The organism is Paraburkholderia sp. BR10141 (genome assembly GCF_056155635.1).
Genome location: NZ_JBMIQH010000029.1, coordinates 39,731 through 64,481, shown reverse-complemented (window position 1 = coordinate 64,481; position 24,751 = coordinate 39,731). Strand labels below are relative to the sequence as shown.

25 protein-coding genes and 1 riboswitch are annotated in these 24,751 nt (G+C 66.1%); of the genes, 18 read left to right on the top strand and 7 right to left on the bottom strand.

Annotation, left to right across the window (positions count from 1 at the left end; all coding sequences use genetic code 11):
- Positions 1-4 precede the first annotated feature (4 nt).
- The 3 genes from ACOJB8_RS30915 to ACOJB8_RS30905 form a co-directional block, all read right to left on the bottom strand.
- On the bottom strand, positions 5-1,408 hold the full coding sequence (locus ACOJB8_RS30915; RefSeq protein WP_475015997.1) for an FAD-containing oxidoreductase: 1,404 nt from the start codon (positions 1,406-1,408) through the stop codon (positions 5-7).
- 341 nt (positions 1,409-1,749) lie between these two features.
- Positions 1,750-1,959, bottom strand: a complete 210-nt coding sequence (locus tag ACOJB8_RS30910) for a hypothetical protein (RefSeq protein WP_069268200.1) — start codon at positions 1,957-1,959, stop codon at positions 1,750-1,752.
- Positions 1,960-2,198: 239 nt separating this feature from the next.
- Positions 2,199-2,813, bottom strand: coding sequence for a glutathione S-transferase family protein (locus ACOJB8_RS30905; RefSeq protein ID WP_475015995.1), 615 nt, complete (start codon positions 2,811-2,813; stop codon positions 2,199-2,201).
- Positions 2,814-3,243: 430 nt separating this feature from the next.
- Here ACOJB8_RS30905 and ACOJB8_RS30900 point away from each other — a divergent pair, with 430 nt between their 5' ends.
- The 10 genes from ACOJB8_RS30900 (at position 3,244) to ACOJB8_RS30855 (ending at position 12,593) form a co-directional block, all read left to right on the top strand.
- Positions 3,244-3,492 (top strand): hypothetical protein, encoded by a 249-nt coding sequence (locus ACOJB8_RS30900; RefSeq protein ID WP_475015994.1) that lies wholly within the window; start codon positions 3,244-3,246, stop codon positions 3,490-3,492.
- A 484-nt stretch (positions 3,493-3,976) separates the two neighbouring features.
- Positions 3,977-4,249 (top strand): hypothetical protein, encoded by a 273-nt coding sequence (locus tag ACOJB8_RS30895; protein WP_069268162.1) that lies wholly within the window; start codon positions 3,977-3,979, stop codon positions 4,247-4,249.
- Positions 4,250-4,672: 423 nt separating this feature from the next.
- Positions 4,673-4,915, top strand: a complete 243-nt coding sequence (locus tag ACOJB8_RS30890) for a hypothetical protein (protein ID WP_406952089.1) — start codon at positions 4,673-4,675, stop codon at positions 4,913-4,915.
- Between the two features lie 346 nt (positions 4,916-5,261).
- Positions 5,262-6,329, top strand: a complete 1,068-nt coding sequence (locus ACOJB8_RS30885) for a LacI family DNA-binding transcriptional regulator (protein ID WP_475015992.1) — start codon at positions 5,262-5,264, stop codon at positions 6,327-6,329.
- 227 nt (positions 6,330-6,556) lie between these two features.
- Positions 6,557-7,561, top strand: coding sequence for an ABC transporter substrate-binding protein (locus ACOJB8_RS30880; RefSeq protein WP_475016025.1), 1,005 nt, complete (start codon positions 6,557-6,559; stop codon positions 7,559-7,561).
- A gap of 20 nt (positions 7,562-7,581) precedes the next feature.
- Complete coding sequence (locus ACOJB8_RS30875; RefSeq protein ID WP_475015990.1) at positions 7,582-8,406, top strand: ABC transporter permease; 825 nt, start codon at positions 7,582-7,584, stop codon at positions 8,404-8,406.
- A 28-nt stretch (positions 8,407-8,434) separates the two neighbouring features.
- Complete coding sequence (locus ACOJB8_RS30870) at positions 8,435-9,379, top strand: ABC transporter permease (protein ID WP_475015988.1); 945 nt, start codon at positions 8,435-8,437, stop codon at positions 9,377-9,379.
- Positions 9,376-10,416, top strand: coding sequence for an ABC transporter ATP-binding protein (locus tag ACOJB8_RS30865; RefSeq protein WP_069268165.1), 1,041 nt, complete (start codon positions 9,376-9,378; stop codon positions 10,414-10,416). The genes ACOJB8_RS30870 and ACOJB8_RS30865 overlap by 4 nt, the downstream gene beginning before the upstream one ends.
- Before the next feature lie 22 nt (positions 10,417-10,438).
- The gene (locus tag ACOJB8_RS30860) at positions 10,439-11,266 is read left to right on the top strand and encodes a phosphodiesterase (protein WP_342945923.1); all 828 of its coding nucleotides are present in this window, start codon (positions 10,439-10,441) and stop codon (positions 11,264-11,266) included.
- A gap of 112 nt (positions 11,267-11,378) precedes the next feature.
- Positions 11,379-12,593, top strand: coding sequence for an MFS transporter (locus ACOJB8_RS30855; RefSeq protein ID WP_069268203.1), 1,215 nt, complete (start codon positions 11,379-11,381; stop codon positions 12,591-12,593).
- A 16-nt stretch (positions 12,594-12,609) separates the two neighbouring features.
- Here the strand turns inward: ACOJB8_RS30855 and ACOJB8_RS30850 are convergent, their stop codons facing one another.
- Together ACOJB8_RS30850 and ACOJB8_RS30845 are read right to left on the bottom strand one after the other, a co-directional pair.
- Positions 12,610-13,152, bottom strand: a complete 543-nt coding sequence (locus ACOJB8_RS30850) for a ferritin-like domain-containing protein (RefSeq protein WP_256094991.1) — start codon at positions 13,150-13,152, stop codon at positions 12,610-12,612.
- Positions 13,153-13,208: 56 nt separating this feature from the next.
- Positions 13,209-13,370: a DUF1328 family protein gene (locus ACOJB8_RS30845; protein WP_028204224.1), complete on the bottom strand. Its 162-nt coding sequence runs from the start codon at positions 13,368-13,370 to the stop codon at positions 13,209-13,211.
- Between the two features lie 170 nt (positions 13,371-13,540).
- Between ACOJB8_RS30845 and ACOJB8_RS30840 the strand changes: the two genes are divergently transcribed.
- Positions 13,541-13,678 carry an entericidin A/B family lipoprotein gene (locus ACOJB8_RS30840; protein WP_042264962.1) on the top strand — a complete coding sequence of 46 codons (138 nt, stop codon included), beginning with the start codon at positions 13,541-13,543 and terminating at the stop codon, positions 13,676-13,678.
- 183 nt (positions 13,679-13,861) lie between these two features.
- Here ACOJB8_RS30840 and ACOJB8_RS30835 read toward each other — a convergent pair whose 3' ends face one another.
- Positions 13,862-14,815 (bottom strand): EamA family transporter, encoded by a 954-nt coding sequence (locus ACOJB8_RS30835; RefSeq protein ID WP_475015985.1) that lies wholly within the window; start codon positions 14,813-14,815, stop codon positions 13,862-13,864.
- A gap of 723 nt (positions 14,816-15,538) precedes the next feature.
- Here ACOJB8_RS30835 and ACOJB8_RS30830 point away from each other — a divergent pair.
- The 5 genes from ACOJB8_RS30830 (at position 15,539) to ACOJB8_RS30810 (ending at position 21,175) form a co-directional block, all read left to right on the top strand.
- Positions 15,539-15,946, top strand: coding sequence for a GreA/GreB family elongation factor (locus ACOJB8_RS30830; protein ID WP_069268168.1), 408 nt, complete (start codon positions 15,539-15,541; stop codon positions 15,944-15,946).
- A 97-nt stretch (positions 15,947-16,043) separates the two neighbouring features.
- Positions 16,044-16,173, top strand: a riboswitch (TPP riboswitch).
- 104 nt (positions 16,174-16,277) lie between these two features.
- A complete protein-coding gene (gene thiC, locus ACOJB8_RS30825; RefSeq protein ID WP_475015983.1) occupies positions 16,278-18,209 on the top strand; it encodes a phosphomethylpyrimidine synthase ThiC in 1,932 nt (643 codons plus the stop codon).
- 212 nt (positions 18,210-18,421) lie between these two features.
- Positions 18,422-18,643, top strand: coding sequence for a glycine zipper 2TM domain-containing protein (locus tag ACOJB8_RS30820; protein ID WP_475015981.1), 222 nt, complete (start codon positions 18,422-18,424; stop codon positions 18,641-18,643).
- Positions 18,644-18,961: 318 nt separating this feature from the next.
- A complete protein-coding gene (locus ACOJB8_RS30815) occupies positions 18,962-19,345 on the top strand; it encodes a hypothetical protein (RefSeq protein ID WP_475015979.1) in 384 nt (127 codons plus the stop codon).
- A gap of 231 nt (positions 19,346-19,576) precedes the next feature.
- Positions 19,577-21,175: an L-lactate permease gene (locus ACOJB8_RS30810; protein WP_475015977.1), complete on the top strand. Its 1,599-nt coding sequence runs from the start codon at positions 19,577-19,579 to the stop codon at positions 21,173-21,175.
- A 110-nt stretch (positions 21,176-21,285) separates the two neighbouring features.
- Here ACOJB8_RS30810 and bamC read toward each other — a convergent pair whose 3' ends face one another.
- Positions 21,286-22,524, bottom strand: coding sequence for an outer membrane protein assembly factor BamC (gene bamC, locus ACOJB8_RS30805; RefSeq protein ID WP_069268172.1), 1,239 nt, complete (start codon positions 22,522-22,524; stop codon positions 21,286-21,288).
- A gap of 386 nt (positions 22,525-22,910) precedes the next feature.
- Between bamC and ACOJB8_RS30800 the strand changes: the two genes are divergently transcribed.
- Entirely contained in the window at positions 22,911-23,384 is a 474-nt protein-coding gene (locus ACOJB8_RS30800; RefSeq protein WP_475015975.1) for a DUF2844 domain-containing protein, read from the top strand.
- A complete protein-coding gene (locus tag ACOJB8_RS30795) occupies positions 23,381-24,661 on the top strand; it encodes a DUF3443 domain-containing protein (RefSeq protein WP_475015973.1) in 1,281 nt (426 codons plus the stop codon). Before ACOJB8_RS30800 ends, ACOJB8_RS30795 begins: the two co-directional genes overlap by 4 nt.
- The last annotated feature ends 90 nt before the right edge of the window (positions 24,662-24,751 follow it).

Genomic DNA, 24,751 nt, shown 5'->3' with positions numbered 1-24,751 from the left:
GCGCTCATTCGAGAGGTTTCAGGCCGTCGAGCAAGGTCGGCACCAGCTCGCTCACGGTCGGGTGGATGTGCATCGCGTATTGCAGCGTCGTATAGGGCGCGTCGGCCGTCATCGTGTCGATGAACGTGTGGATCGCCTCGTCGCCCTCGATACCGAAGATCGCTGCGCCGAGAATACGTTGCGTTTGCGGGTCCACCAGCGCTTTCATGAAGCCGTCCGTCTCGCCGCGTTCGCGCGCGCGGCCCACGCGCGACATCGGCATGGTGGCGATGAGCGCGGGTTTGCCCCGCTCGCGCACTTCGCGCTCATTCATGCCGACGCGCGCGAGCGGCGGATCGACGAACACCGCGTAGGCGGGAATGCGTGTGTCGGCGCTGCGCGCTTTGCCGTCCAGCAAATTCGCCGCGACGATCTGAAAGTCGTCGTATGACGTGTGCGTGAACGCGCCGCGGCCATTCACGTCGCCGAGCGCCCAGATGCCCTCTACGCGCGTGCGCAACTGGCCGTCCACGGCGATGAGCCCGTGGGCGTCGCGCTCGATGCCCGCCGCGTCCAGCCCCAGATCGTCAGTGTTAGGCAGGCGCCCGGTCGCAAAGAGCAGGTGCGAAACGTCGAGCGGACCGCTGTCGAGCGCGATGCGCACGCCAGCCTGGCCATCTAGCGGCGCAACGCTGCGCGGCTCTGCGCCGAAGCGAAAATCCACGCCTTCACGCGCGAGCACGTCCTGGACCGCGCGCGAATAATCCTCGTCCTCGCGTGCGAGGACGCGCTGCCCGCGCACGAGCACCGTCACGCGGCTGCCGAAGCGGCGGAACATCTGCGCGAATTCGAGCGCCACGTAGCTGCCGCCGCAGATCGCCAGATGCTCGGGGAGTTGCGCGAGCGCGAGCAGCGTCGAGTTAGTCTCGTAGCGGATCGTCTCGACGCCGGGAATGGCAGGAATCAGCGCGCGTGTGCCCGTGTTGATGAAGATCTCGGGCGCTTCGAGATCGACCTGCGCACCGTCGTGCGCAGCCACGCGCACCGTGTGGGCGCCCGTGAAGCGCGCGTGACCCTTGAACACGGTGACGTTCGGCGCATGGCGCAGCCACTGCTCGACGCCGTCGCGCGACGCCCCGATGATGCGCTCCTTGCGCGCCTTCACGAAGGCGAGATCGACGCGCACGTCGGCGGGCTGCGCGCCCGTGCCGATTTGCACGCCGAAGTCCGCCGCATGGCGCGCAACATGGGCGGCACGCGCGCAGGCGACGTAGGCCTTGGTCGGCGTGCAGCCGACGTTCACGCAGGTCCCGCCGAATGACGCGCGCTCGATCACCGCGGTCTTGCGGCCGCTCTTGCCAAGCCGCACCGCGAGAGGCGGCCCGCTTTGCCCCGTGCCGATCACGATCGCATCGAAACGTTGTGCCATGCCGCTCTCCTTTGCCGTTGACGCGAGTTGAGCCGCGAGTCGCGAAAGGCGGCCGATCGCGCCATCTTACGCGCGACGACTAGCCACCGCCCGCAGCGTGATTGTGCGAATCGGGTACGCATTGGCACGTGTTGCGAAGGGGAGCGCAGGGGCAAAAAAAGAGCCGCCTCGCACGCCGAGGCGGCTCACAGGGTGACGTCGCAACAGCAAACGGGCGAAGCCGCTGCGCGTCAGGGGGATCGGCGAACTTCGGACACGCTTGCGTCAGGCGTTCGGTGAATCCGTGACTGGATATTCAATCGTTGAAGTTGAGGCTCCGCGTGCGTGCAATCAGCACACAATCAGTGCACACAATCGGTGGCCGCACATTCTCCGTGGCCCGCGTTCCAGAGTTCGCGCGAGCGCAGGAATGCGGCGCGCGCGCCGCGCGTCGCCATCATCAGGCCGATTTGCCCCATGTTGAAGTCGTGCGACACCATCAGCTGCATCAGGTCCACCATCGGCAGGACCAATGCTGGCTGATATAACTGTCGTTCGATAAAGGATTTCATGACCGCTCCCGCTGCATGCCCCGCGTCCTCCTGACGCAAGGTCATTCCATGGTTGTCATTCTAGGAATGCGGCGTGCGTGGATAAATGGGCCGCCAGCGAAGTCACTTGTCGAGAATCGCAAACAATCGACCCGAATGTGGAAACAAGGGTTGCGGCGGCGGGGTCCGCCGTGTTCGCCGGGCATCGCGCGCGGCCGCGCCACGCGGCTTTGGGCGAATCCCGGCCGTGCGGACGCGCTTCAGTCGAGGGGCGTGGCGACGAATTCCGGCAGTGTCTCGGCATGTGCGGAAAGCGCGGCAATCGCCGGATATCGGGCGGGATCAGCGCAGCCGGGCAGCATGTACTGGTTGAAACGCCACGCAACGGCCGCGGTGATGTCGGCCTGCGTGATGCGGCCCGCGCACAGCCAGCCGTCGCGACCCGCAACGAGTTGGTCGAGTACGGTCCAGGCCGCGTGCATCTGGGCGTTCACGCGCTCGAACCACGGCTCGTGCTGGCGCTCGGCGGGGCGCAACTGGCGTTCATAGACCTGCTGCACCGTCTTTTCCATGGCCGCGAGCGCGAAACCGTTCACGCGCAGCGCGAAGGTCCGCTCCTGCGCCTCCTCCGGCATGAGCCGCCGCGCGGCGGGCACTTTGCGGTCCAGATAGTCGAGGATCAGCGTCGAGTCGATCAACTGGGTGCCGTCGTCGTCGACGAAGGTCGGCGCCTTCACGACGGGATTGATCTGAGCAAATTCGTCGTACTGCCGAAATACCGAAATGCTGCGGTGCTCGAACTCGAGCCCCAGCACATGGAGCGAAATCGCGACGCGACGCACGTAGGGGGAGTCCATCATACCGATCAACTGCATGGGTTCACCTCGAACAGTAAAAAGGGATCGGACGTCGATCTTGCAGGAAGCCCCATCGCATTTCAAGCCATGTTGAGCATCCCAGATCGGCGCCACGGCAACGCGGTCGTTGTGCAAAAACACACCGTGTCGATGTGCCACGTCCGGCTCGCCGCACTACAGGACTACATTTGTTAGCAGACGTCGAATCTGACGCGTCGCGGCATTGTTGCGCCGCAGCGCTTCACCCAGCGTACCGGCGCCTTTTTACCGTGCCGCGCTGCTCAAGGCGCCGCGGCGTGCGGGGTGCAAGCAAAGGATGCCGAAGCATTAGGCAGACCGCATGAAAACGGTTCTTGTGCGCCGCATGTGCTGCAGTGCATCGCCGGGAAACTCCTGGATTCGGACGCCGAACGGCTGAGATAGTCTCAATGCACAAGGAGACGGAATCATGAGACAAGCATTCAACGTTGGTGTTGTCGTCGTCCTCGCACTCCTCCTCGCGAATCGTGCCATGACACGTGTGCAGGCTCACGAGGCTGGCTCGCTTACCTGTGCCCAGGGCTCCGCACTCGTCAAGGCCGAAGCCCTCGTGCGCGGATTCGGCGAACACGGTGCGAGCGCCCAGAGCGAAAACTTCCTCTCTTCCTGTCTCGTTTCAGGCCAGGGTCAAGTCGGCGACCTGATCGCCCACGACTGAGCGCCAATGACTGAGCGCCCACGCCGCGAGCGCCCAGCCGCGTTTCGCGGCGTGGGCGCGGTTTAACGGCGCGACACGTGGTACCGCGCTCGCTCGCGGCCCCACCGCCGGAGCGCGCTCATGACCACCCCGCCGAACGCCGTTCACCATTCGGCTGGACAGGGTCACACGCCCGCCACGGCGGACCTCGATGTCCGCGGCCGCCCCGATTACCGACCCGAAGCCAACGCCCGGCTGCCCGACACCTTCGCCCTTGACCTCAGGTGCGACAAGTCGTCGACTTGCGCTGACGCCCGTAAGTTCACGCGCATCCGCGCCACCCGAAGTCGATACCTCCGCAGGCACCGCTCAGTCGCTCCCGCTCGTTGACGCAGGCGCGGGCGGTTCCACAGCGTCAAGCAAACCCGGCGCGCCGGGACGCACCGCTGCGGGTTGCCAATTCCCCGGGTTGGCGGCGAGAATGCTCGCGGACCACGGAGAATCTATGAAAGGTTGCATCCTGTTGTTTGGAGTCAGCATGCTGGCGGCGTGCACATCGGTAACGGCCGTCAATTCGAGACAGGATGGGCATCTCACCGTCACGAGCCGCGCGCGCTGGGAGCTTGTCTCGTGGAACCACGTGCGCGCAGTCGGGCTCAGCGAAGCCGAGGACTACTGCGAAAAACGGAAGAAGCAGTTGCATACGGTCGAGATCCACAGCGAAGGCGTGCGCGGCATGACGTCCCAGACAGTAGAAGTCATCTTCGACTGCATCTGAGGGGGACCGCATAGTCTTCTCGCGCATCCGCGTCAAACGGGCGTTGCAGCCCGTTAGCGCGCTGTTGCAGACCAGATTGCTCGAGATGGCGCAATAGTTTGTTGTCGTTCACCCTGATACCCAAATCGCATGACCGCGCTAAACTGACGATACATTTTGTTACGTTTAGGGCCGCGTCATGTTGACCGCATTCTTTATCGCCTGCCCCTTCGGCATCGCGGCATTGTTCGGGTTCGCAAGGCTGATCAATCCTCTCACCGGGAAGATCGGTAGTCGCTGAGCGCGCAAGCGCCTGGTTGCGGCGCGGCGCCCGACTGATCCTCGCGCCGCCATTCTGCGCGGCTGCCCCGGGCTTTTCCCGCCCTATCCTGTTTTTCTCTTCGGTGTAGCCAGATCCCTTCGTGCGCCCGCACGGATTTAGCCATGCAAATGAAAAACCCGCGAAGCCTGAAGCTATCGCGGGTTTCGGGAATCCAGCGGCATTCGCTGGAACAACAACATCTGGTGCCGGGGACCGGACTCGAACCGGCAAGCCGTAAGGCGGCGGATTTTCGTCACACCACGTCTTTCGACGCCGCGCGCCATGCATGGGCGCGCGTTCGTGCGCTGGACTATGCCTTCACCGTCGCTGAGCGCCGCGTAATCTCACGCCGCGCCTGGCCTTAGGCGCCCCCCGTCTAGTCTCTACACCTTCCTGACCACCGCTTTGCGCGGCAGCCGGCTTGGCTCGGCGTTGCCTCGGCGCCTCGCGCGCGACGCGCTTCCAGGCCCAGGGGTTTCGCCGAATTTGAGGGGTTCTGCACCGGCCGTTTCCGGTCGGGCACTCAATCGTTTCTTAAGTCCGCTATGTTTACCAATTTCATCACCCCGGCAGGGCGGACGCGATTCTACCATTGCCCGGCGCACCTCCCAAAGGCGGGACGGGGGACCGCATCCGTCATCTGCCGGTCATACGCATTTTTCATAATCGGCCCCATCGAAAACGTTTACATACGACGCCGGGGCCGATCGCATGACGCCAACCATCAAGGATGTCGCCGCACACGCCGGATTCTCGATCGCCACCGTGTCGCGCGCGATCAATGCGCCTCATACGGTCAACCCCGTCACGCTCGCGCGGGTGCGCGAAGCAATCGACGCGCTGAAGTTCCGCCCGAACCCGCTCGGCCGCCAGTTGCGCGGCGAGCGCACGCGTCTGATCGGCGTGGTGCTGCCCACGCTCGCCAATCCGGTGTTCGCCGAGTGCCTGCAGGGCATCGACGAACTCGCCGCGGCGCAGGGCTTTCGCCTCATGCTGATGACCACGCAGTACGACGCCGAACGCGAGCGTCATGCGATCGAGACGTTGCGCGCGCAACGTGTCGAGGGGCTGATCCTGACCGTCGCCGACGCCGACACCCATCCCCTGCTCGACGAACTCGACGCGGACGGCCCGCTCTACGTGCTGATGCACAACGACACGAAACGGCGCCCTTCGGTGTCGGTGGACAACCACCAGGCCGCCTGCGACGGCGTGCGCATGCTCATCGCGCACGGGCATCGCCGCATCCTCATGCTGGCCGGCACGCTCGCCGCCTCCGACCGCGCGCGCCAGCGCCATGCGGGCTATGCCCTCGCAATGCAGCAGGCCGGCCTCACGCCCGCGCCGGCCCTCGAAGTCGATTTCAACGCGCAAGAGCTTGCGCCTTCGGTGCTCGCACATCTGACGAGCGGGCCCGCGCGGCCCACGGCCCTCTTCTGCAGCAACGACCTGCTGGCCATGGTCGTGATGCGCGGACTGCGCCGCGCCCGCCTGCGCGTGCCGCAGGACATGTCGATTCTCGGCTTCGACGGCCTCGCGATGAGCGAACTGCTCGCGCCGCCGCTTGCGAGCATCGGCACGCCGAACCGCGACATCGGCTGCGAAGCGTGGCAATGCCTGATGGCGCGCATCGGCGGCCAGTATGCGGGGCCGCTCGCCAATACGCTGCCGCACACCTTGCGCACCGGCGGCACCATCGCGGCGATCGCGCACGCGCCGCTCGGCGCGCATGGAAGCGCGATCGATCGCGGCCTCGAACTCGGCGGCGCGCTCTCGTGAGTCAGTGGCGCGTCTGAGGAACAAACCGAACCAGCCGAACAATCCGGGGCCGTGCACGCACGCGGCCCTCATCCACCAGAACGCTCTCGCAACCGACCTGGAGACCTGCCTTGACCAGCCGACTCGCCTTTGCCGGCCCGCTTTCGCTTGTGCCCGTGCGCGCCGTCCTGCGCACGCTAGCCGCACCCGTGCGGCGCCTGACCCGCTTCGCCCGCTCCTCCCGCGCGCTGCCGCTCGCCGCGAGCGCCGCCGCCCTCGTAGCCGGATTTGCCGCGCCACTGACGGCGCAGGCCGATCAGACCGCCATCTGCTACAACTGTCCGCCCGAATGGGCCGACTGGGCGAGCCAGATCCAGGCGATCCAGAAAGAGACCGGTATTCGCGTGCCGTTCGACAACAAGAACTCCGGCCAATCCATCGCACAACTGATGGCCGAGCAGAAGAGCCCGGTCGCCGATGTCGTTTATCTCGGCGTGTCATCGGCATTCCAGGCGAAGGACAAGGGCGTGATCACGCCGTACAAGCCCGCGCACTGGAACGACATTCCCGCCGACCTGAAGGACCCGCAAGGCTACTGGTTCGCCATCCACTCGGGCACGCTCGGCTTTTTCGTCAACAAGGACGCGCTCGAAGGCAAGCCGGTGCCGCGTTCGTGGGCCGATCTCCTCAAGCCCGAGTACAAGGGCATGGTCGGCTACCTCGATCCATCGAGCGCCTTCGTGGGTTATGCGGGCGCGGTAGCCGTGAATCTCGCGTTGGGCGGCACGCTCGACAACTTCCAGCCCGCTTTCGAATGGTTCGGCAAGCTCAAGGCCAACCAGCCGATCGTGCCGAAGCAGACCGCCTACGCGCGCGTGCTGTCGGGTGAGATTCCGATCCTGCTCGACTACGACTTCGACGCCTACCGCGCCATGTACAAGGACCACGCAAACGTCGAGTTCGTGATCCCCAAGGAAGGCACGATTTCGGTGCCCTACGTGATGAGCCTCGTGAAGAACGGCCCGCACGAAGCGAACGGCAAGAAGGTGCTCGACTTCGTGCTGTCCGACGAAGGCCAGAAGCTCTGGGCCAATGCCTACCTGCGCCCGGTGCGCGCAAGCGCGCTCTCGCCGGAAGCCGCGTCGAAGTTCCTGCCCGCGAGCGATTATGCACGCGCAAAACCCGTGGACTTCGCGAAGATGGCGGCGCAGCAGCAGGCGTTCGGCGAGCGCTATCTGCAGATCATGCACTGATACCCCAGCCGATCACTTCCATGCATGACCTCACTTTTCCGCTGCGCTGGCGTGTGGCGCTCATCGCGCCCGCGCTCGCGGTGTTCCTCGCCTTCTGGCTGCTGCCGATGATCGCACTCGTGCAGGTGAGCGCCGACGGGCACTTCATCGAAACTTATCGCGCACTGCTGACGAATGGCCGTTACATGAGGAGCCTTGGCGCGACTATCGCGCTTTCGGCCGCTGTGACCGCGGCAACGCTCGTGATCTCGACGATCTGCGGCCTTCTGCTCGCACGGCGCACATTCGCGGGGCGCCGCGCGCTCGTCGCGCTGCTCACGTTTCCGCTGGCGTTTCCGGGCGTGGTGGTCGGCTTCATGGTGATCATGCTCGCCGGCCGCCAGGGGCTCATCGGCGCGCTCTCGCTGCGGCTCACCGGCGAGCGCTGGGTGTTCGCGTACTCGATGGCGGGACTCTTCGCGGGCTATCTGTACTTTTCGATTCCGCGCGTGATCGTGACCGTGATGGCCTGCGCAAGCCAGCTCGACGGCTCGCTCGAAGAGGCCGCGCGATCGCTTGGCGCGTCGTCGTGGCGCCTGCTGTGCGATGTGATCCTGCCCGCGCTCGCGCCCGGCCTCGTCGCCGCAGGAGCGATCTGCTTCGCGACCGCGATGGGCGCGTTCGGCACGGCCTTCACGCTCGCCACCGACATCGACGTCCTGCCGATGACGATCTATACCGAGTTCACGCTCAACGCGAACATGGTCACGGCAGCCGGCCTTTCGATCGTGCTCGGTCTCGTGACGTGGGCGGTGCTCACGCTCGCGCGCAGCGTGACGGGCGCGGCCGTCGCGGCCACGGCATGAGCACGCTGTGGCTTTCGAGGACTCCAGAATGAATTCGGTCGTCAATCCCGCCGCAGCGGCTGCGCAAGACATGCACGAAGCGCCCGGCCAGCCGCCCGCCGCGCGGCGGCGCTTCGCCCGGCCCTCGGTGCGCGCATGGATTGCGTGCGCGCAATGGCTCGTCACGCTCGCCACCTGCGCATTTCTCATCGTGCCCGTGGTGATGTCGATCGTCGCGGGGCTTACCGTCAACTATTTTCGCGGCGTCGCGAGCGGCCTTACGCTGCGCTGGCTCGACCAGGTCTGGACGCAGTATCACGCGAGCGTCTTTCTCTCGCTCGAAGTGGCGGCCGCCACGCTCGTCATCACGCTCGCGACCGGCGTGCCCGCGGGCTATGCGCTCGCACGCAGCCGCACGCGCCTCTCGCGTCTGATCGAGGAATTGCTCGTGCTGCCCGTTGCCCTGCCCGGCCTCGCTTCGGCGCTCGCCCTGCTCGTGGTGTACGGCGGCTTCAGCACCTTTCGCATGAGCGCGGCATTCATCGTGGTCGGCCACGTGGTGTTCACGCTGCCGTTCATGGTGCGGCCCGTGGCAGCCGTGTGCGCGTCGGCGGACCTGCGCACGCTCGAAGAAGGCGCGGCGAGCCTCGGTGCGAGCTTCTGGCAGCGCTTCACGACCATCGTGCTGCCCAATGCACGGCCCGGCATCGTGGCGGGCGCGCTCGCGGTGCTCACGCTTTCGATCGGCGAATTCAATCTCACCTGGATGTTGCACACGCCCGACACCAAAACGCTGCCAGTCGGCCTCGCGGACACTTACGCGTCGCTGCGCATCGAAGTGGGCAGCGCCTACACGATCCTCTTCTTCGTCATGACGATGCCGCTGCTCGTGGCGATGCAATGGCTCGGCGTGGACGTGCCCGGCGCCTCGGGAAAGCCCTCTGGCAAGCAGCGCCTCGCAGGCCAGCAAAATAGCGACAAGGATTCCGAATGAAACTCGAACCGATCCCGATTACGCTCACGCGCTGCGCGAAGACGTTTCGCGGCACGCGCGTGCTCGAACCGCTCGACCTCGCGATCGGCGCCGGCGAAACGCTCGTGCTGCTCGGCCCTTCGGGCTGCGGCAAGACCACCACGCTGCGCATGATCGCGGGTCTGGAAACGCCCGACGCCGGCGGCCGCGTGGCCTTTGGCGACGAGGACGTGACCGCGCTGCCGATCGAGCAGCGCAAGGTCGGCATGGTGTTCCAGAACTACGCCCTCTTTCCGAACCTCGACGTGCGCGGCAACATCGGCTATGGCCTGAAAATCCAGCGCGTTCCCGCCGCCGACGCGCGCGCACGCGTGGACGAATTGCTCGCGATGATGCGTCTCGAAGCGCACGCGACCAAGCCCATCAACCAGCTTTCGGGCGGCCAGCGCCAGCGCGTGGCGCTCGCACGCGCGCTCGCACCACGCCCGCGTGTACTGCTGCTGGACGAGCCGCTCACCGCGCTCGATGCGCGCCTGCGCGACACCTTGCGCAGCGAGATGAACGCGCTGTTGCGCGAGCTGGGCGTGACGACGGTCTACGTCACGCACGATCAGGCCGAGGCGATGGAGCTGGGCGACCGCATCGTCGTGATGAGCGCAGGCCGCATCGAGCAGATCGGCACGCCGCGCGAGATCTATTTCCGGCCTGCGAGCCGTGCGGTCGCGCAGTTCGTCGGCACGCTCAACCGGATCGCCGGAGAATGGCAAGGTGGCATGCTGCGCACGAGCGGCGGCGCCGTGCCGGCCGGCCCGTACCAGACGAGCGGCGCCGCCGAGCTGTATTTCCGCCCCGAAGACGCCACGCTCGCCGACCCTGTCGGCGCGCAGCTACGCGGCGTGATCGAGCAGGCGACCTTTCTCGGCGAGCGCACGCGGCTCACGATCGGCGGCGCGGCGCCCGATGCCCTGCTCGTCGACGTGGCGGGCCGAGTCGAGCTGGCGCGCGGCACGCCGGTCGGCATTTCGATTGCCCCTGAAGCGCTCATCGCGCTCGCGTAATTCTTACTCAATGAGGACTACCATGCTGCTCGCCCAGATCAGCGACCTGCACATCAAGCCACCGGGCGCGCTCGCCTATCGCCGCGTCGATACGGCCGCGAGCCTCGCACGCACCATCGCGCGGTTGAACGCGCTCACGCCGCGCCCCGACGCGGTGCTCATGACCGGCGACCTCGTCGACCAGGGCTCGGTCGAGGAATACCGGCACCTCAAATCGCTGCTCGACACGCTCGAGATTCCGTACTGGCTCCTGATCGGCAACCACGACGCGCGCGAGCCGCTGCGCGAAGTATTCGCCGATCGGCCCGAACTGCGCGAAGGCGGCGAGTTCATCCAGTACGCCGTTGACCTCGGCGCGCTACGCGTGATCGCGCTCGACTCCATGCAGCCGGGGCAAAGCGCGGGCACACTCTGCGCGACGCGCCTCGCGTGGCTCGCGCAGCAGCTCGATGCGGCGCGCGGCAAGCCCGTGATCGTCGCACTCCATCACCCGCCGTTCGACTGCGGCATCGGCCACATGGATGCGATTCGGCTCGACGACAGTGCCGCGCAGGCGCTCGAAGCGCTCGTGGCGCACCATCCCAATGTCGAGCGCGTGCTGTGCGGCCACGTGCACCGGCCCATGTTCGTGCGCTTCGGCGGCACGATCGCTGCGGCCGTGCCGGCGCCGGCCCACCAGGTCACACTCGACCTCGCACCCGATGCGCCCTCCACCTTCACGCTGGAGCCGCCCGCCTTCGCGCTGCATCGCTACGATCCGCGGGGCGGGATCGTCACGCATCATGGCTACGTCGATCCATTCGACGGACCGTATCCGTTCTACGAGCCCTCGGGCAAGCTGATTGCCTGAAAGCGCGACAGGCGGCCCGCTCCCGGGCCGCCAGCGCGATTGTGCGCGCTCCGGTATGATCGGCACGCTCGAAGCCTGCCTTTCGCATCACCGGGCGCCGCCCGCATCGCACATGTCCACACCTGATTCCGCAACCGCTGGCGCAAGCCAGTCGCTGCGCGGCCTGCTGCTCCTGCTCGCGACCATCGCGGGCGTCACGGTCGCGAACATCTACTTCAACCAGCCGCTGCTCGACGATTTCCGCCAGAGCTTCCCGGCCGGCGCCGCGTGGATCGGCGCCGTGCCGGCCGGCACCCAGCTCGGCTACGCAGCGGGCATGCTGCTGCTCGCGCCGCTCGGCGACCGCTACGACCGCCGCCGCATCATCCTGCTGCAAACCGCCGGCCTGTGCGTGGCGCTGCTCGTCGCGGCCACGGCGCCCTCGCTTGCCGTGCTGGTCGGCGCGAGCCTCGCGATCGGCATCCTCTCCACCATCGCGCAGCAGGCCGTGCCGTTTTCCGCGGAACTCGCGCCGCCCGAGGCGCGCGGCCACGCGGTGGGCACGGTGATGAGCGGCCTCTTGCTCGGCATCCTGCTCGCGCGTACGGCGGCCGGTTTCGTCGGTCAGTACTTCGGCTGGCGCGCGGTATTCGGCGCGTCGATCGTCGCGCTGCTCGTGCTCGCGCTCGTCATCGTGAAAAAGTTGCCGAAGAGCCAGCCGACCTCGACGCTCGGCTACGGCAAGCTGCTCGGCTCGATGTGGCATCTCGTGCTGGAGCTGCCCGGACTGCGTGAAGCATCGGCGACCGGCGCCTGCCTCTTCGCCGCGTTCAGCCTCTTCTGGCCCGTGCTCACGCTGCTGCTCGCGGGCGAGCCGTTCCATCTCGGGCCGCAGGCGGCGGGCCTGTTCGGCATCGTCGGTGCGGCGGGCGCGCTGGCCGCGCCGATGGCGGGCCGCTCCGCCGACAAGCGCGGGCCGCGCGCGGTCATCACGATGTCGATCGCGCTGATGGCGCTCGCGTTCGTGATCTTCGCATTCTCCGGCACGAGCCTGATTGGCCTCGTGATCGGCGTGATCGTGCTCGACGTGGGCGTGCAGGCCGCGCAGATCTCGAATCAGTCGCGCATCTACGCGCTGCGCCCCGAGGCGCGCAGCCGCGTGAATACGGTGTTCATGGTCTGCTACTTCATTGGCGGCGCGACCGGTTCCGCCGTGGGCGTAACCGCGTGGCACGCATTCGGCTGGATCGGCGTGTGCGCAGCGGGCATCGCATTCACGGCGCTCGCCGGCTGGATTCACCATGCAACGCGCCCGCGCATGGGCGCGGGCGCGCGGACTTCTTCCTGAGGGCTAGCGTCAGGCGTTATTTGCTCGCATACAGCAAATCGGTCATATCGTCGGCGTGCTCTTCCTCCGTCGCGAGGATTTCCTCAAAGATGCGTCGCGTCGTGGTGTCGTCATGACCGAGATAATTGATGATCGCGCGATAGCTCTCGATGGCGATGCGCTCCGCGATCAGATTCTCGCGGATCATGTCCTTCAGGTCGACCCCTTCCTTGTATTCCGAGTGCGAGCGCTCGAGCAGCGTTGCCGGCGAGAAGTCTGGCTCGCCGCCTAGCTGCACGATCCGGGCCGCGAGCATATCGGCGTGCTGCTGCTCCTCAGTCGCGTGCTGGAGAAACTCGGCCGCCACCGACTCGGACTCGATGCCCTTCGCCATGAAATGGTGCCGCTTGTAGCGCAGCACGCACACGAGCTCCGTGGCGAGCGAATCGTTGAGCAACTTGAGCACGGTCTCGCGATTCGCGGGGTAGTCCGACGTGACCGGCCCCTGGTCGAGATTGCGGCGCGCCTCATCGCGTACGCGCTTGAGATCGAACTCAAACGAAGCGTGTGTCTTCGACATCTGACTCTCCTTCGAACATGACATGCATGAGTGGGATTGGGTTTCGCATGCGCGCGTCATCGGTGCATCACGCCTAGCAGCAACGTGACGACGAAGACCACGAGGAAGATATAGAACAGGATCTTGGCGATTTCGGCCGCGCCCGCAGCGATTCCCGTGAAGCCGAACACGGCGGCGATGATCGCGATGATGAAAAACACGATGGCGTAGTGAAGCATGGCGTAGTCCTCCTCGTGGGCGGATGTGCTGCGCTATGTCGCGCCTGCGTCAGCGCTAGCGCAAGCCGCGGACCCGACGCCTGCGCACACGCAGACGCATGGCGGCACAAATGACCGGGCACGAGACATGCTGGAGAGTGATCTCCTTTGACACCGTGGAGGACTTCCTCATGAAACGCCTGATTGCCCTCTTTCTCGTTACCGCATCGCTGGCAGCGCTCTCGGCTTGCAACACGATGGCGGGTGCCGGCGAGGACGTTTCCGCAGGCGGCCACGCCCTCACGAATTCGGCGGAAAAGGCAAAATAGTGTCCGGCAAACGGTAAAGGCGCCGGAATGACGGCTAACGCGTGCGCGTAGCTCGTACGTACGCTACCGGCATCGATCACCGGTGAACGACGAAGTCGCGGCCGCTGTGCGCCTCGCATGCGCAGCGGCCGCGCACGCAACGCGGCGCGACGACGCGAGGCGCGTCGCGAAGGCAGGATGAACTCAGGCAGTGCGGCGGCGGTCGTCGAACAGGAACGACAGACCCACGCTGCCGAGAATCAGCACGGTCGCGACAACGGTTGCGCTCGTGACCGGCTCGCCGAGCAGCAGCGCGCCGAGTGCGACGGCAACAACGGGATTCACGTACATGCAACTGCTCGCGACGAGCGGGCTGGTATGGCGGATCAGGTAGCCATACGCGACGTAGGCCGCCATCGTGCCGATGAAAAGCAGGTAGAGAAACGCCACGAGCGGCAGGAAATGCAGCTCGCCCATGCGTTCGCCGCTGATCCACGCGACCGTCGTCGAAATGGCGCCGCCCAGGCCGATCTGCAGCGCCGTCGCGACGAAGAGATCGGTCGGCAACGTGAGCTTGCCCGCCAGATGCGCGCCGATTGCCCAGAAGAGCGCGCCGCACAGAATCGCGAGGCTGCCGCCCGCCGAGCCGGCCGCGGCGCCGCCGTGGCTCAGGATGGCGATGCCGACGAGGCCGAGCGCGACCGCGGCCCATTCGGCCTTTGCCACGCGCCGCCCGGTGACCGCCGAGATCACGGTCGCAAAGAGCGGCACCGTGGCGACCATCACGGCCGCCTTGCCAGTGCCCACGGTACGCATGCCGTAGGCGAGCATGCCGCTCGACAGGCCCACGAGCAGCGTGCCCACCACGCCCGCGTTGCGCACTTCGAGCAGCGTTGGCATGACGGGCCGCCGGCGCATGGCGAAGACGAGCAGGCCGATCCCGGCGAGCAGATTGCGCAAGCCGGAAAGCAGGAGCGGCGGGAAAGAATCGAGCGCGACTTTCACGCCGAGATACGTCGAGCCCCAAACGAAGTAGACGACGGCGAGCGAGAGCGCAACGCGCCCGGTGCGCGATTGCGGCAGCCGTACGGCACGCGCGAAACGCCATAGCGCGGCTGCGACGTGCTGGGCCCCGGCGAATAAAGATTGAGTGTTCACGTGGAAAGGCAAACGGGGAGGCATCGTCAATTCACCGCGGCAGGTGAAAGGCAGGACCGCGGTCGCCCCGGCAGCAAGGTGGCGGGACGTGTGAAGCTCGACGGCATGGTGCAGATGCGCAAAAACGCGAAAAAAAACGGAGTACGAAGGACACCCGGGACGGGCGAAGCGCATTATGCAACAACGCCGGGTGTTGCGGATGCTTTCAGGATGCTTTATGCGCAGCGATTCGTTGCGTGCGCGTCACAGTGTGAGCGGCGCAAGCGAGGACCGTGGATCGCGCACTATATTGCCGTGTAACGGCCGCGTTGCGCCGCGCTGGGAAGACCGTGCTAGCATGACAAAACCTTTCGCTTAACTTTCACCAACCGGATTTCATACACGCCGCTCGCCATGCTTTCGCTCGTTTCGCGTCCCGTATTCGCCTTGCCGCCGCGTCATTTGCGCGGCGCGTCGGCACGCGTACGCGCCGAGCGCGAGCGAACGGCGCCGTGGCCTCTCGACACCCGAGCGCGCGACCTAGCTACTCTCTCCGCTCCGCTTTACGCCGCCCGGCGTCCGCACTGAACCGCCTCCCCCAACCCATCGGAGCCGGTCGGTCGGGCTCCGGGCCGATCCGTTACGCCCCGTTACGCCCCGCTGCGGCCCGCGCCCGATTGCGCGAATTCGCTCCCAGCCCTCGCCGTTACCTCGAATCTTTTCTGGATCGCAAGGAAGACTGCCATGTCGAAGAAAATCCGTTACTTCACCGAACTCGATGTCGCCCGCCTCGAAAAATGCGCCGCCGAACCCGGCGCCGCACCCGCGCGCCAGGCCATGCTCGACGAACTCCTCGAGCACGCCGTGATCGTGGAATCGCGCGACATGGCCGCCAACGTCGTGACGATGAACTCGCAGGTCACGCTCGTGGACGAGCGTAACGGCGCATCCCTCACGTACACCGTCGTCTATCCGCATGAGGCGAACGTCGACGCCGGGCGCCTGAACGTGTTCTCACCCGCGGGTCTCGCGCTCCTCGGCGCGAAACGCGGCAACGCCGTGCGCTTCACGACGCCGGGCGGCGCGGTCGAAACCCTGAAGATCGAGCGCATCCTGTTTCAGCCGGAAGCTTCGAAGGATTTCACGCTGTAAGCTGGGGCCACACTACACATCGCGATACCCCGCGCCTGGCACATCGCGCGCGAGATGGCACTTGCCAGATCGTCGCAGCGCGGTGTATCGTTTGGCCTTGCTTACGCGGGGGTCCTGCGTCATGCGCCGCATCGAACGAAAGTCGTGCAGCGTATTTCGCGGGTGAGAAATACCCTTTGAACCTGATCTGGATAATGCCAGCGCAGGGAAGCGTCCGGACTTCGCAACATCGCTCAGCGCCTCACCTCATCACAGCGAAGTCCGTCCACGTTCCGTCTCGTCTCCTGCTAAGCCGCTGTTCCCACTTTGCTTTGCATGGAGAGAGAGACGCATGAACGCGAATCCGAAGTTCATTTCCGCCAACGCGCACGTCGACGAAGCCGCGATCGCGCCGCTGCCCAATTCCCGCAAGATCTACGTGACCGGTTCGCAGCCCGATATCCGCGTGCCGATGCGCGAGATCACGCAGGCGGATACGCCCACGGGCTTCGGCGGCGAGAAGAATCCGCCGATCTACGTCTACGACACCTCGGGTCCGTACACCGACCCTGAAGCGAAGATCGACATTCGTGAGGGCCTGCCTGCGCTGCGTCAGGGCTGGATCGAAAAGCGCGGCGACACCGAAGCGCTGCCGGGCCTCTCCTCCGAATACGGCCGCGAGCGCGCCGCCGACCCAGCGACGGCCGAACTGCGCTTCCCCGGCCTGCACCGCACGCCGCGCCGCGCGAAGGCCGGCAAGAACGTCACGCAGATGCACTACGCGCGCCAGGGCATCATCACGCCGGAGATGGAATACATCGCGATTCGCGAGAACCAGCGCCGCGCCGAGTATCTGGAAAGCCTCAGGGCGAGTGGCCCGAACGGCGCGAAGCTCGCGGCGATGATGGGCCGCCAGCATCCGGGCCAGGCGTTCGGCGCAGCCGCTTTCGGCGAGAACGCGCTCAAGGCAATCACGCCCGAGTTCGTGCGCGACGAAATCGCGCGCGGCCGCGCGATCATTCCGGCGAACATCAACCACCCGGAAAGCGAGCCGATGATCATCGGCCGCAACTTCCTCGTGAAGATCAACGCGAACATCGGCAATTCGGCGGTCACTTCGTCGATCGGCGAAGAAGTCGACAAGATGACGTGGGCGATCCGCTGGGGCGGCGACACGGTCATGGACCTCTCGACCGGCAAGCACATTCACGAAACGCGCGAGTGGATCATCCGCAACTCGCCAGTGCCGATCGGCACGGTGCCGATCTACCAGGCGCTCGAAAAGGTCAACGGCAAAGCCGAAGACCTCACGTGGGAAATGTTCCGCGACACGCTCATCGAGCAGGCCGAGCAGGGCGTGGACTACTTCACGATTCACGCGGGCGTGCGCCTGCAATACGTGCCGCTCACCGCGAACCGCATGACGGGCATCGTCTCGCGCGGCGGCTCGATCATGGCCAAGTGGTGTCTCGCGCATCACAAGGAGTCCTTCATTTATGAGCATTTCGAAGAGATCTGCGAAATCATGAAGGCATACGACGTGAGCTTCTCGCTCGGCGACGGCCTGCGTCCCGGCTCGATCTACGACGCCAATGACGAAGCGCAACTCGGCGAACTGAAGACGCTTGGCGAGCTCACGCAGATCGCGTGGAAGCACGACGTGCAGGTGATGATCGAAGGCCCGGGCCACGTGCCGATGCAGCTCATCAAGGAGAACATGGATCTCCAGCTCGACTGGTGCAAGGAAGCGCCCTTCTACACGCTCGGGCCGCTCACCACCGACATCGCGCCGGGCTACGACCATATCACCTCGGGCATCGGCGCTGCGATGATTGGCTGGTTCGGCACGGCCATGCTCTGCTATGTCACGCCGAAGGAACACCTGGGCCTGCCCAACAAGGACGACGTGAAGGAAGGCATCATCACGTACAAGCTCGCGGCGCATGCGGCCGATCTCGCGAAGGGTCACCCGGGCGCGCAGGTGCGCGACAACGCACTGTCGAAGGCGCGCTTCGAGTTCCGCTGGGAAGACCAGTTCAACCTCGGCCTCGATCCGGACAAGGCGCGCGAGTTCCACGACGAAACGCTGCCGAAGGACTCGGCCAAGGTCGCGCACTTCTGCTCGATGTGCGGCCCGCACTTCTGCTCGATGAAGATCACCCAGGACGTGCGCGACTTCGCGGCCAGGCAAGGCGTGAGCGACGACGAGGCCCTCAAGAAGGGCATGGAAGTGAAGGCGGTCGAGTTCATCAAGCAAGGCGCCGAAATCTATCAGCGCCAGTAAGCGCTGACTTCGGGCTGACTCAGGGCTCACTACGCCCCGGCGGGCGCTCGCCGCCCGCCGAAACATTTACTAACGATTCCCACAACTCTCTGACAAGCGCACACACCCTGATACGGGTCGCGTGGCTAGCATGAGGGTGTCGAAGGCGCAGCGTGCGTGCCAGCGCACGCCGCACCGCACACTCGAACGCATCATGCGTAGGGAGTCGAAAAATGAATACGCTCAAACGTGCACGCACGCTACCCACGGTGACGACACTCATCGCCGTGCTGGGCAGTCTCGGCGCTTGCGACAACATGTCGAGACGCGACCGCGATACGGTGATCGGCGCGGGCGTGGGTGGCGTGGCCGGCGCGGCGATCGGCGGCAATGCGCTCTCGACCGTGGGCGGCGCAGCGGTCGGTGGCGTGATCGGCAATCAGGTGGGCAAGTAAGCGTTAGCGCCAGTACGGATCGACGATGCGGCTGCACGACGGGCTGCACGATCGAAGCGACGGCACAGAACAGAAATGACACGACAGGCAACACGCCATCCACGGCGTGCATCAGGGAAGGATGCGCGGCGCAGACCCTCACGGGCTGCGCCGCGTTTGCTTGGGTCGCTGGCGTCGCGGCCGCAGGAATACGCGAAATATTCGGTTAACGACGCATCGCGCAAAGCGTGTTCGCACGGCGTAAGCTCGAACGAATCAGACGGCCCGAGCCTGATGGCGATCATCCTGCGCGGCCGTTCGCCACTCGCGGAGCCCGCCATGAAACGTCCGTCTGTGCTTGTGATCGCCGCCGCGAGCGCGCTCCCCGCGCTTTCCGGCTGCTACTACTACGCCCCCTACGGCTACCCGCCCTACTACTACGGCACCGTGCCCGTCGCCGCCACCCAGCAGGAAACCGCGGTCGTGCAAACGGCGCCGAACCCCGCGCCTGCCGCCGTGCCCGACGCGCAGTATCCGGGACCGCTCTATCCCTCGCCGCCGGTTGCGATCGCAGTGCCTGCGTGGCCGGCCTATCCAGCATATCCAGCGGTCTACCCCGCGACCTATCCCGCGTACTACCCTTACCCTGCGTACGGCTGGGGCGCGCCCGCCGTCTCTTTCGGCTTCGGCTACTGGGGCGGCGGCAGGCACTGGCATCACTGATGTTCACGCACCCAGCCACGCCGCGAACTGCGCCACAAAACGGTGCCGGACCGTACTTTCCCTCCTTGACGCTCCCGTGTCGTTATCTATCCTCCAAGTGGGCTAGCGGGGATTGAAGCACCGCCTTAACTCGGCCGCCTGGCCGGGCCCTGAACTCCACAGCCGACGACGCGCCCCGGCGCATGCTGCCGCACTGCTGCGCCGACAACGAACCAGCATAAAGGAGACGTGATGTTCCACCAGCTGTTGACCCCCATCGGCAATTCGCTGCTGTTTTCGTTTCTGATCGCCGTGCTGCCGATTCTCACCGTGCTCGCCCTGCTCGGCTGGGCGCGGCGGCCTGCATGGCAAGCCTCGCTCGCGGGGCTCGTGGTCGGTCTGATCGTCGCGATCGCCGGCTGGCAGTTTCCGGTCAATCTCGCGATCAGCTCGGTGCTCGCGGGCGTGGTGTTCGCACTCTGGCCGGTGATGTGGATCGTCGTCACGGCGATCCTGCTCTACAACATCGCGCTGCGCTCGGGCCGCTTCGCGGCGTTTCGCATGTGGTTGCTCGACAATCTGCCCAACGACCGGCGCATCGTGCTCGTCGTGGTCGGCTTCTCGTTCGGCGCGCTGTTCGAAGGGATTTCCGGCTTCGGCACGCCAATCGCCATCACGAGTTCACTGCTCATCATGCTCGGCTTCCCGACGCTCGAGGCCCTGACCTTCACGCTCATCTTCAACACGGCGCCTGTTGCGTTCGGTGCGCTCGGCGTGCCGATCACGGTGCTCGGCGCGGTCACGCACCTGCCCGCCGATCTGCTCGGTCAAATGGTCGGCCGCCAGTTGCCGTTCTTCGCCTTGCTGCTGCCGTTCTATGTCATTGCGATCTACGCGGGCATGGGCGGCATGCTGCGCATCTGGCCGGTGCTGCTCGTCTCGGGCGGCAGCTTCGCCCTCACGCAGTTCATCACCGCCAACTTCATCAACTACAGCCTCACCGACGTGCTCTCGTCGCTCGTCTCGCTGATCCTCACCATCCTGTTCCTGCGCGTGTGGAAGCCCGCGCCCGATCCGCGCTTCGCCATCAAGGTCGATCGCGCGAAGGAAGCGCGCGGCGCCGTGACGGGCGCGCAGGGCTGGTATCCGTGGATCATCGTCGCGGCCGTCGTGATCATCTGGACCGTCGCGCGGGTCTTCACGATCGGCGAGGTGAAGGTGCCGTGGCCGGGCCTCGACAAGGCCGTCTACATCACGCTCTACAACACGCCCTATGGCGCGATCTGGGACTTCCAGCCGCTCGCCACCGGCACGGCGATTCTCGTCGCGGCGATCATCACCGCGTTCGTCGTGCGCCTGAAGCCCGCCGATTTCGGCGTCGCGATCGTCGATACCTGGGTGCAGACGCGCATCGCCATCCTCACGGTCGCGACCATCGTCGGGCTCGCGTTCCTCATGAACTACTCGGGCCTCACCTATACGCTGGGTCTCGCGGTGTCTTCGGTCGGCGCGTTCTTCCCGCTCGTTTCGGCCTTCCTCGGCTGGGTCGCGGTGTTCCTTTCGGGCAGCGACACCTCGGGCAATGCGCTGTTCGGCAACCTCCAGGTGGTAGCCGCGAAACAGCTCGATCTCAACCCCATCCTGATGGCGGCGACCAACTCGTCGGGCGGCGTCATGGGCAAGATGATCTCGCCGCAAAACATCGCGACGGGCGTCGCCACCACGGACCTCAAGGGCCAGGAAGGCATTGTGTTCGCGAAGACGTTCAAGCACTCGATCCTGTTGACCGTGTTGCTCGGCATCCTCGTGTGGCTGCAGCAGAACGTGCTCACCTGGATGATTCCGCACTGAGTACGGCTCGCGCGCGGGCATGAAAAAACCCGCCTGCGCGGCGATGCGCAGGCGGGTTTTCTTTTGCGGCCTTGAGCCAGACAACGCTGGCTCGAGCGTGCGCGCAATGTTTAGTGCAGTTCGTCGACCACGAGGCTCATGATCTCCTGCGCCGGACGCGACGAGTCGATCTGGCCACTGTCGTCCACGATCGCGACGCGCGTCTGGTTGTCCGTCACGGCGCGCACGTTGAGCTTGTACTGCTTCGCGGTCTTTTCCTTGCGGCCGTGGAAGATCTGGTTCCAGAAGCCCTGCTCGTCCGAGCTGTGGTCCTTCGGATCGACATAGCGCACGTAGTAGATGCCCTTCGTGCGGTCGCGATCGTCCACCGTGAAGTTGGCGCGGTCGAGCGCGATGCCCACGCGCACCCATGCGCGGTCGTACGGCTCACCGAGCGTGAGCTCCGACGAGGTGTACTGACCCGACGTGCCCTGCGCGTTCGACGAGCCGCTGCCCGATTGCTGGCCCACGGCCGCGACGTTCTGCGCGGCCATGGCGGCCGCAGCGGCGTCCGGAGCCTTCGACTTCGCGTCGGTGCCCTTGCTGTTGGCCTTGGCGTCGGCTTCGGCCGCGACCTGCGCGTCGGGCACGCCCGGCTTCGCGTTCGCGAGCGTCATCATGAGGCGCTTGAGGTACTCGGCTTCGAGCGCGGGATCGTTGGGCTTCGGCACCCACTTGCTGGTGTCGTTGTTGGTTCCCGAGAGCTGTTCGCTCAGACCCTTCTGGCTGATGAACACATAGGTGCCGCCGCTGGGCGACGTTTCGAGGCGCGTGCGGTACTTGTTGCGCTCGGCGGTCACGTACGAGTTGCCCGTGGCCCACGAGAGCGTGTTGCGGATGAGGCCGTCGCTGATCTTCGGATGGGTTTCGTTCCAGTCCGTTTCCATCACGCCCTTGTCGCGCTGGTCGACCACGAGCAGGAAGCCCTGTTCCTGCCAGAAGCGGCGCACTTGCGCCCAGACCTGCTCGGGCGTGCGGCTGTCGATGACGAGCCAGCTTTCCGTGCCGTCACGCTGGATATGCATGCCCGGCACCTGCGGGACCACCTGGGCCTCGTCGGACTGCGGCGCGGCGGCCTGGGTCTGCTTGAGCGAGGACAGCGAGGTTTCGCCGCCCTGCGGCGCGAGCGAGCGCTGGTCGGACGCTTCGTCGAGCATATTCGGCGGCACAGCGAGCGAGGACTGCTTCGCCTTGGCGTCACTACGGTAATCGATCTTGCCTGGCGTCGGCGAGCTGCAGCCGGCGACCAGCCCGCCCGCCATCAGAAGCGCGAGCGCGCGTGCGGCAAGACGTTGATGAAAATCACTCATGTTCGGGTAATCCCTTCGGCTACGCCACGGCCAGTTTCCGTGGATCAACCAAACATTTTACCGGTCCGGCGGCCCGCTGTGCAAAAACCACGGGGTGGCACGCAATCCAGGCCCGATATCCGCAGCGGCGACGCGCGCCGAACCGCGGTCGCGGCACTCCAGACCGACCGCGCCTTAACATTCATCCACATTCGATCCGGCGCGGCGAACCTACTGAAAAGCCGCCAATTTCCTTTTGGATCAACGCATTAACTCCTCCCCACGCGCAAACGCTGCTTTGCGCTGTGCCGCCCTCCCGGCCTGGGACGCTCGCAAGAACGACCCTGGTGCTAATTTCATCTCGAAATCTCAAAAAAGATTCGTAAATAGCAGGACCGGAGAGCGTCATGAAAACTTGCAGCCTCACCCAGGCGGGCCGCGCCGCAGCCTTCGCCTGCGCGCTCAATTGCCTCGGCTTCGCCGCCGCGCCGGCCCGGGCCGCGCTCGGCGACACCGCGACCGTACCGGCCGGCCCCGCCCAACGCAGCATCGGTGGCGGCGCCGGCCGCGTCGTCAGCTACGTCGACGACAACGGCACGACCATCAACGCCTATGTGGGCAGCGCGGCCGGGACGGTCTTCGCGTACACGTGGCAGGGGCCGGCTCAGCCCAACGTGGGGGCGCTACTGGGCCGTTACGCAGCCGACTGGCGCAGCGCCGCCGCGGCGCTTCACGCCACCGGCCACAACGGCCTGCACGCTGCGCGCGTGGACGGCGCTCAGGTCGTGGTCGAGACGGCCGGCCACATGCGCGCCTACGTGGGACGCGCGTGGCTGCCCGCCGCACTTCCCGCTGGCGTGAGCGTCGGGGATCTCCAATGAAGGCCCGCTCCCGGCGCCTCGCCCTCGTCGCCCCCCTCGCGCTCTTCTCGCTTTGCGCCGCGCTCACCGCGTGCGGTGGCGGCGATGCCGGAACCGCGTCCGCGAGCACAGGCGCCGCGGAACCCGCCAGCGCCTCAACTCCCTCGAGCGCGCCGTCGACCGCCGGCACGAGCCGCACGATTCCGCAATCGACCACGCCCAATGTCGTGGCGGTCACGGTGGGCCCGACGCCCACCTCGACGCACAACATGCTGATGACGAGCGTCACGGTCTGCGTGCCGGGCACCGCGGACTGCGCGAGCGTCGACAACGTCCAGGTCGATACCGGCTCCCAAGGCCTGCGCCTGCTCGCTTCGGCGCTGCCGGCAGGCTTCTCGCTGCCCCCCGTGCCAGCCGGTGCGGGGGCCGACATCGCCGGCGAATGCGCCGTGTTCGGCACGGGCTACACGTGGGGCACGGTGCGCAGCGCCGACGTGAAGCTCGCGGGCGAGACTGCCGCTTCACTGCCGATCCAGTTGATCGCCGACCCGGCCGTGCCCGCGTCAGCGCCGGACGGCTGCGCCGGCAGCGGCCTCGCGATGAACAGCGCCGCCGCGCTGCGCTCGAACGGCATTCTCGGAGTCGGGCCGTTCAGCGCCGATTGCGGCGTGTCCTGCGTCAGGGCGGCAGCCACGCCGTGGTACTACGCCTGCCGCGCGAGCGGCTGCACGGCGAGCGCGCAACCGCTTGCGCAACAAGTCAGCAACCCGGTGGCGGGCTTTGCCACCGACAACAACGGCGTGATCATCGACCTGCCGCCCCTGGCCGACAGCGGCGCGTCCGGGGTGAGGGGGTCGATGATCTTCGGCATCGGCACGCAGGCGAACAACGCGCTCGGCAGCGCGACGGTGCTGCGCGCGAACTCGGGCACCGGCTATGTGAAGACGACGACATCGGACGGCACGGTCTACTCGCTGAGCTACCTCGACACGGGCTCGAACGCGCTGTACTTCAACAGCCCGACGATGACGCGCTGCGGGTTCTGGTATTGCCCGAGTTCGCCGGTCAGCCTCGGTGCGACGATAGCCGGCATCGACGGTGTGGGCGCTTCCGTGACCTTCGCGGTCGCAAGCTCGACGACGCTGCTCGCCACCGGCAACTGGGCCTTCAGCAATCTCGCTGGCTACAACGGTCGCGCGTTCGGCTGGGGACTGCCGTTCTTCTTCGGGCGCCGCGTGTTCACGGCGATCGCCTTGCAGGACACACCTGCAGGCAGCGGACCATTCTTCGCGTTTTGAACGCGCCGGCGATCACCGGAGTCTTATCAGCTACAAACGACGAAGGCCTCATGCGAGGCCTTCATGAGCGCAGAATGCGCCAACGACGGG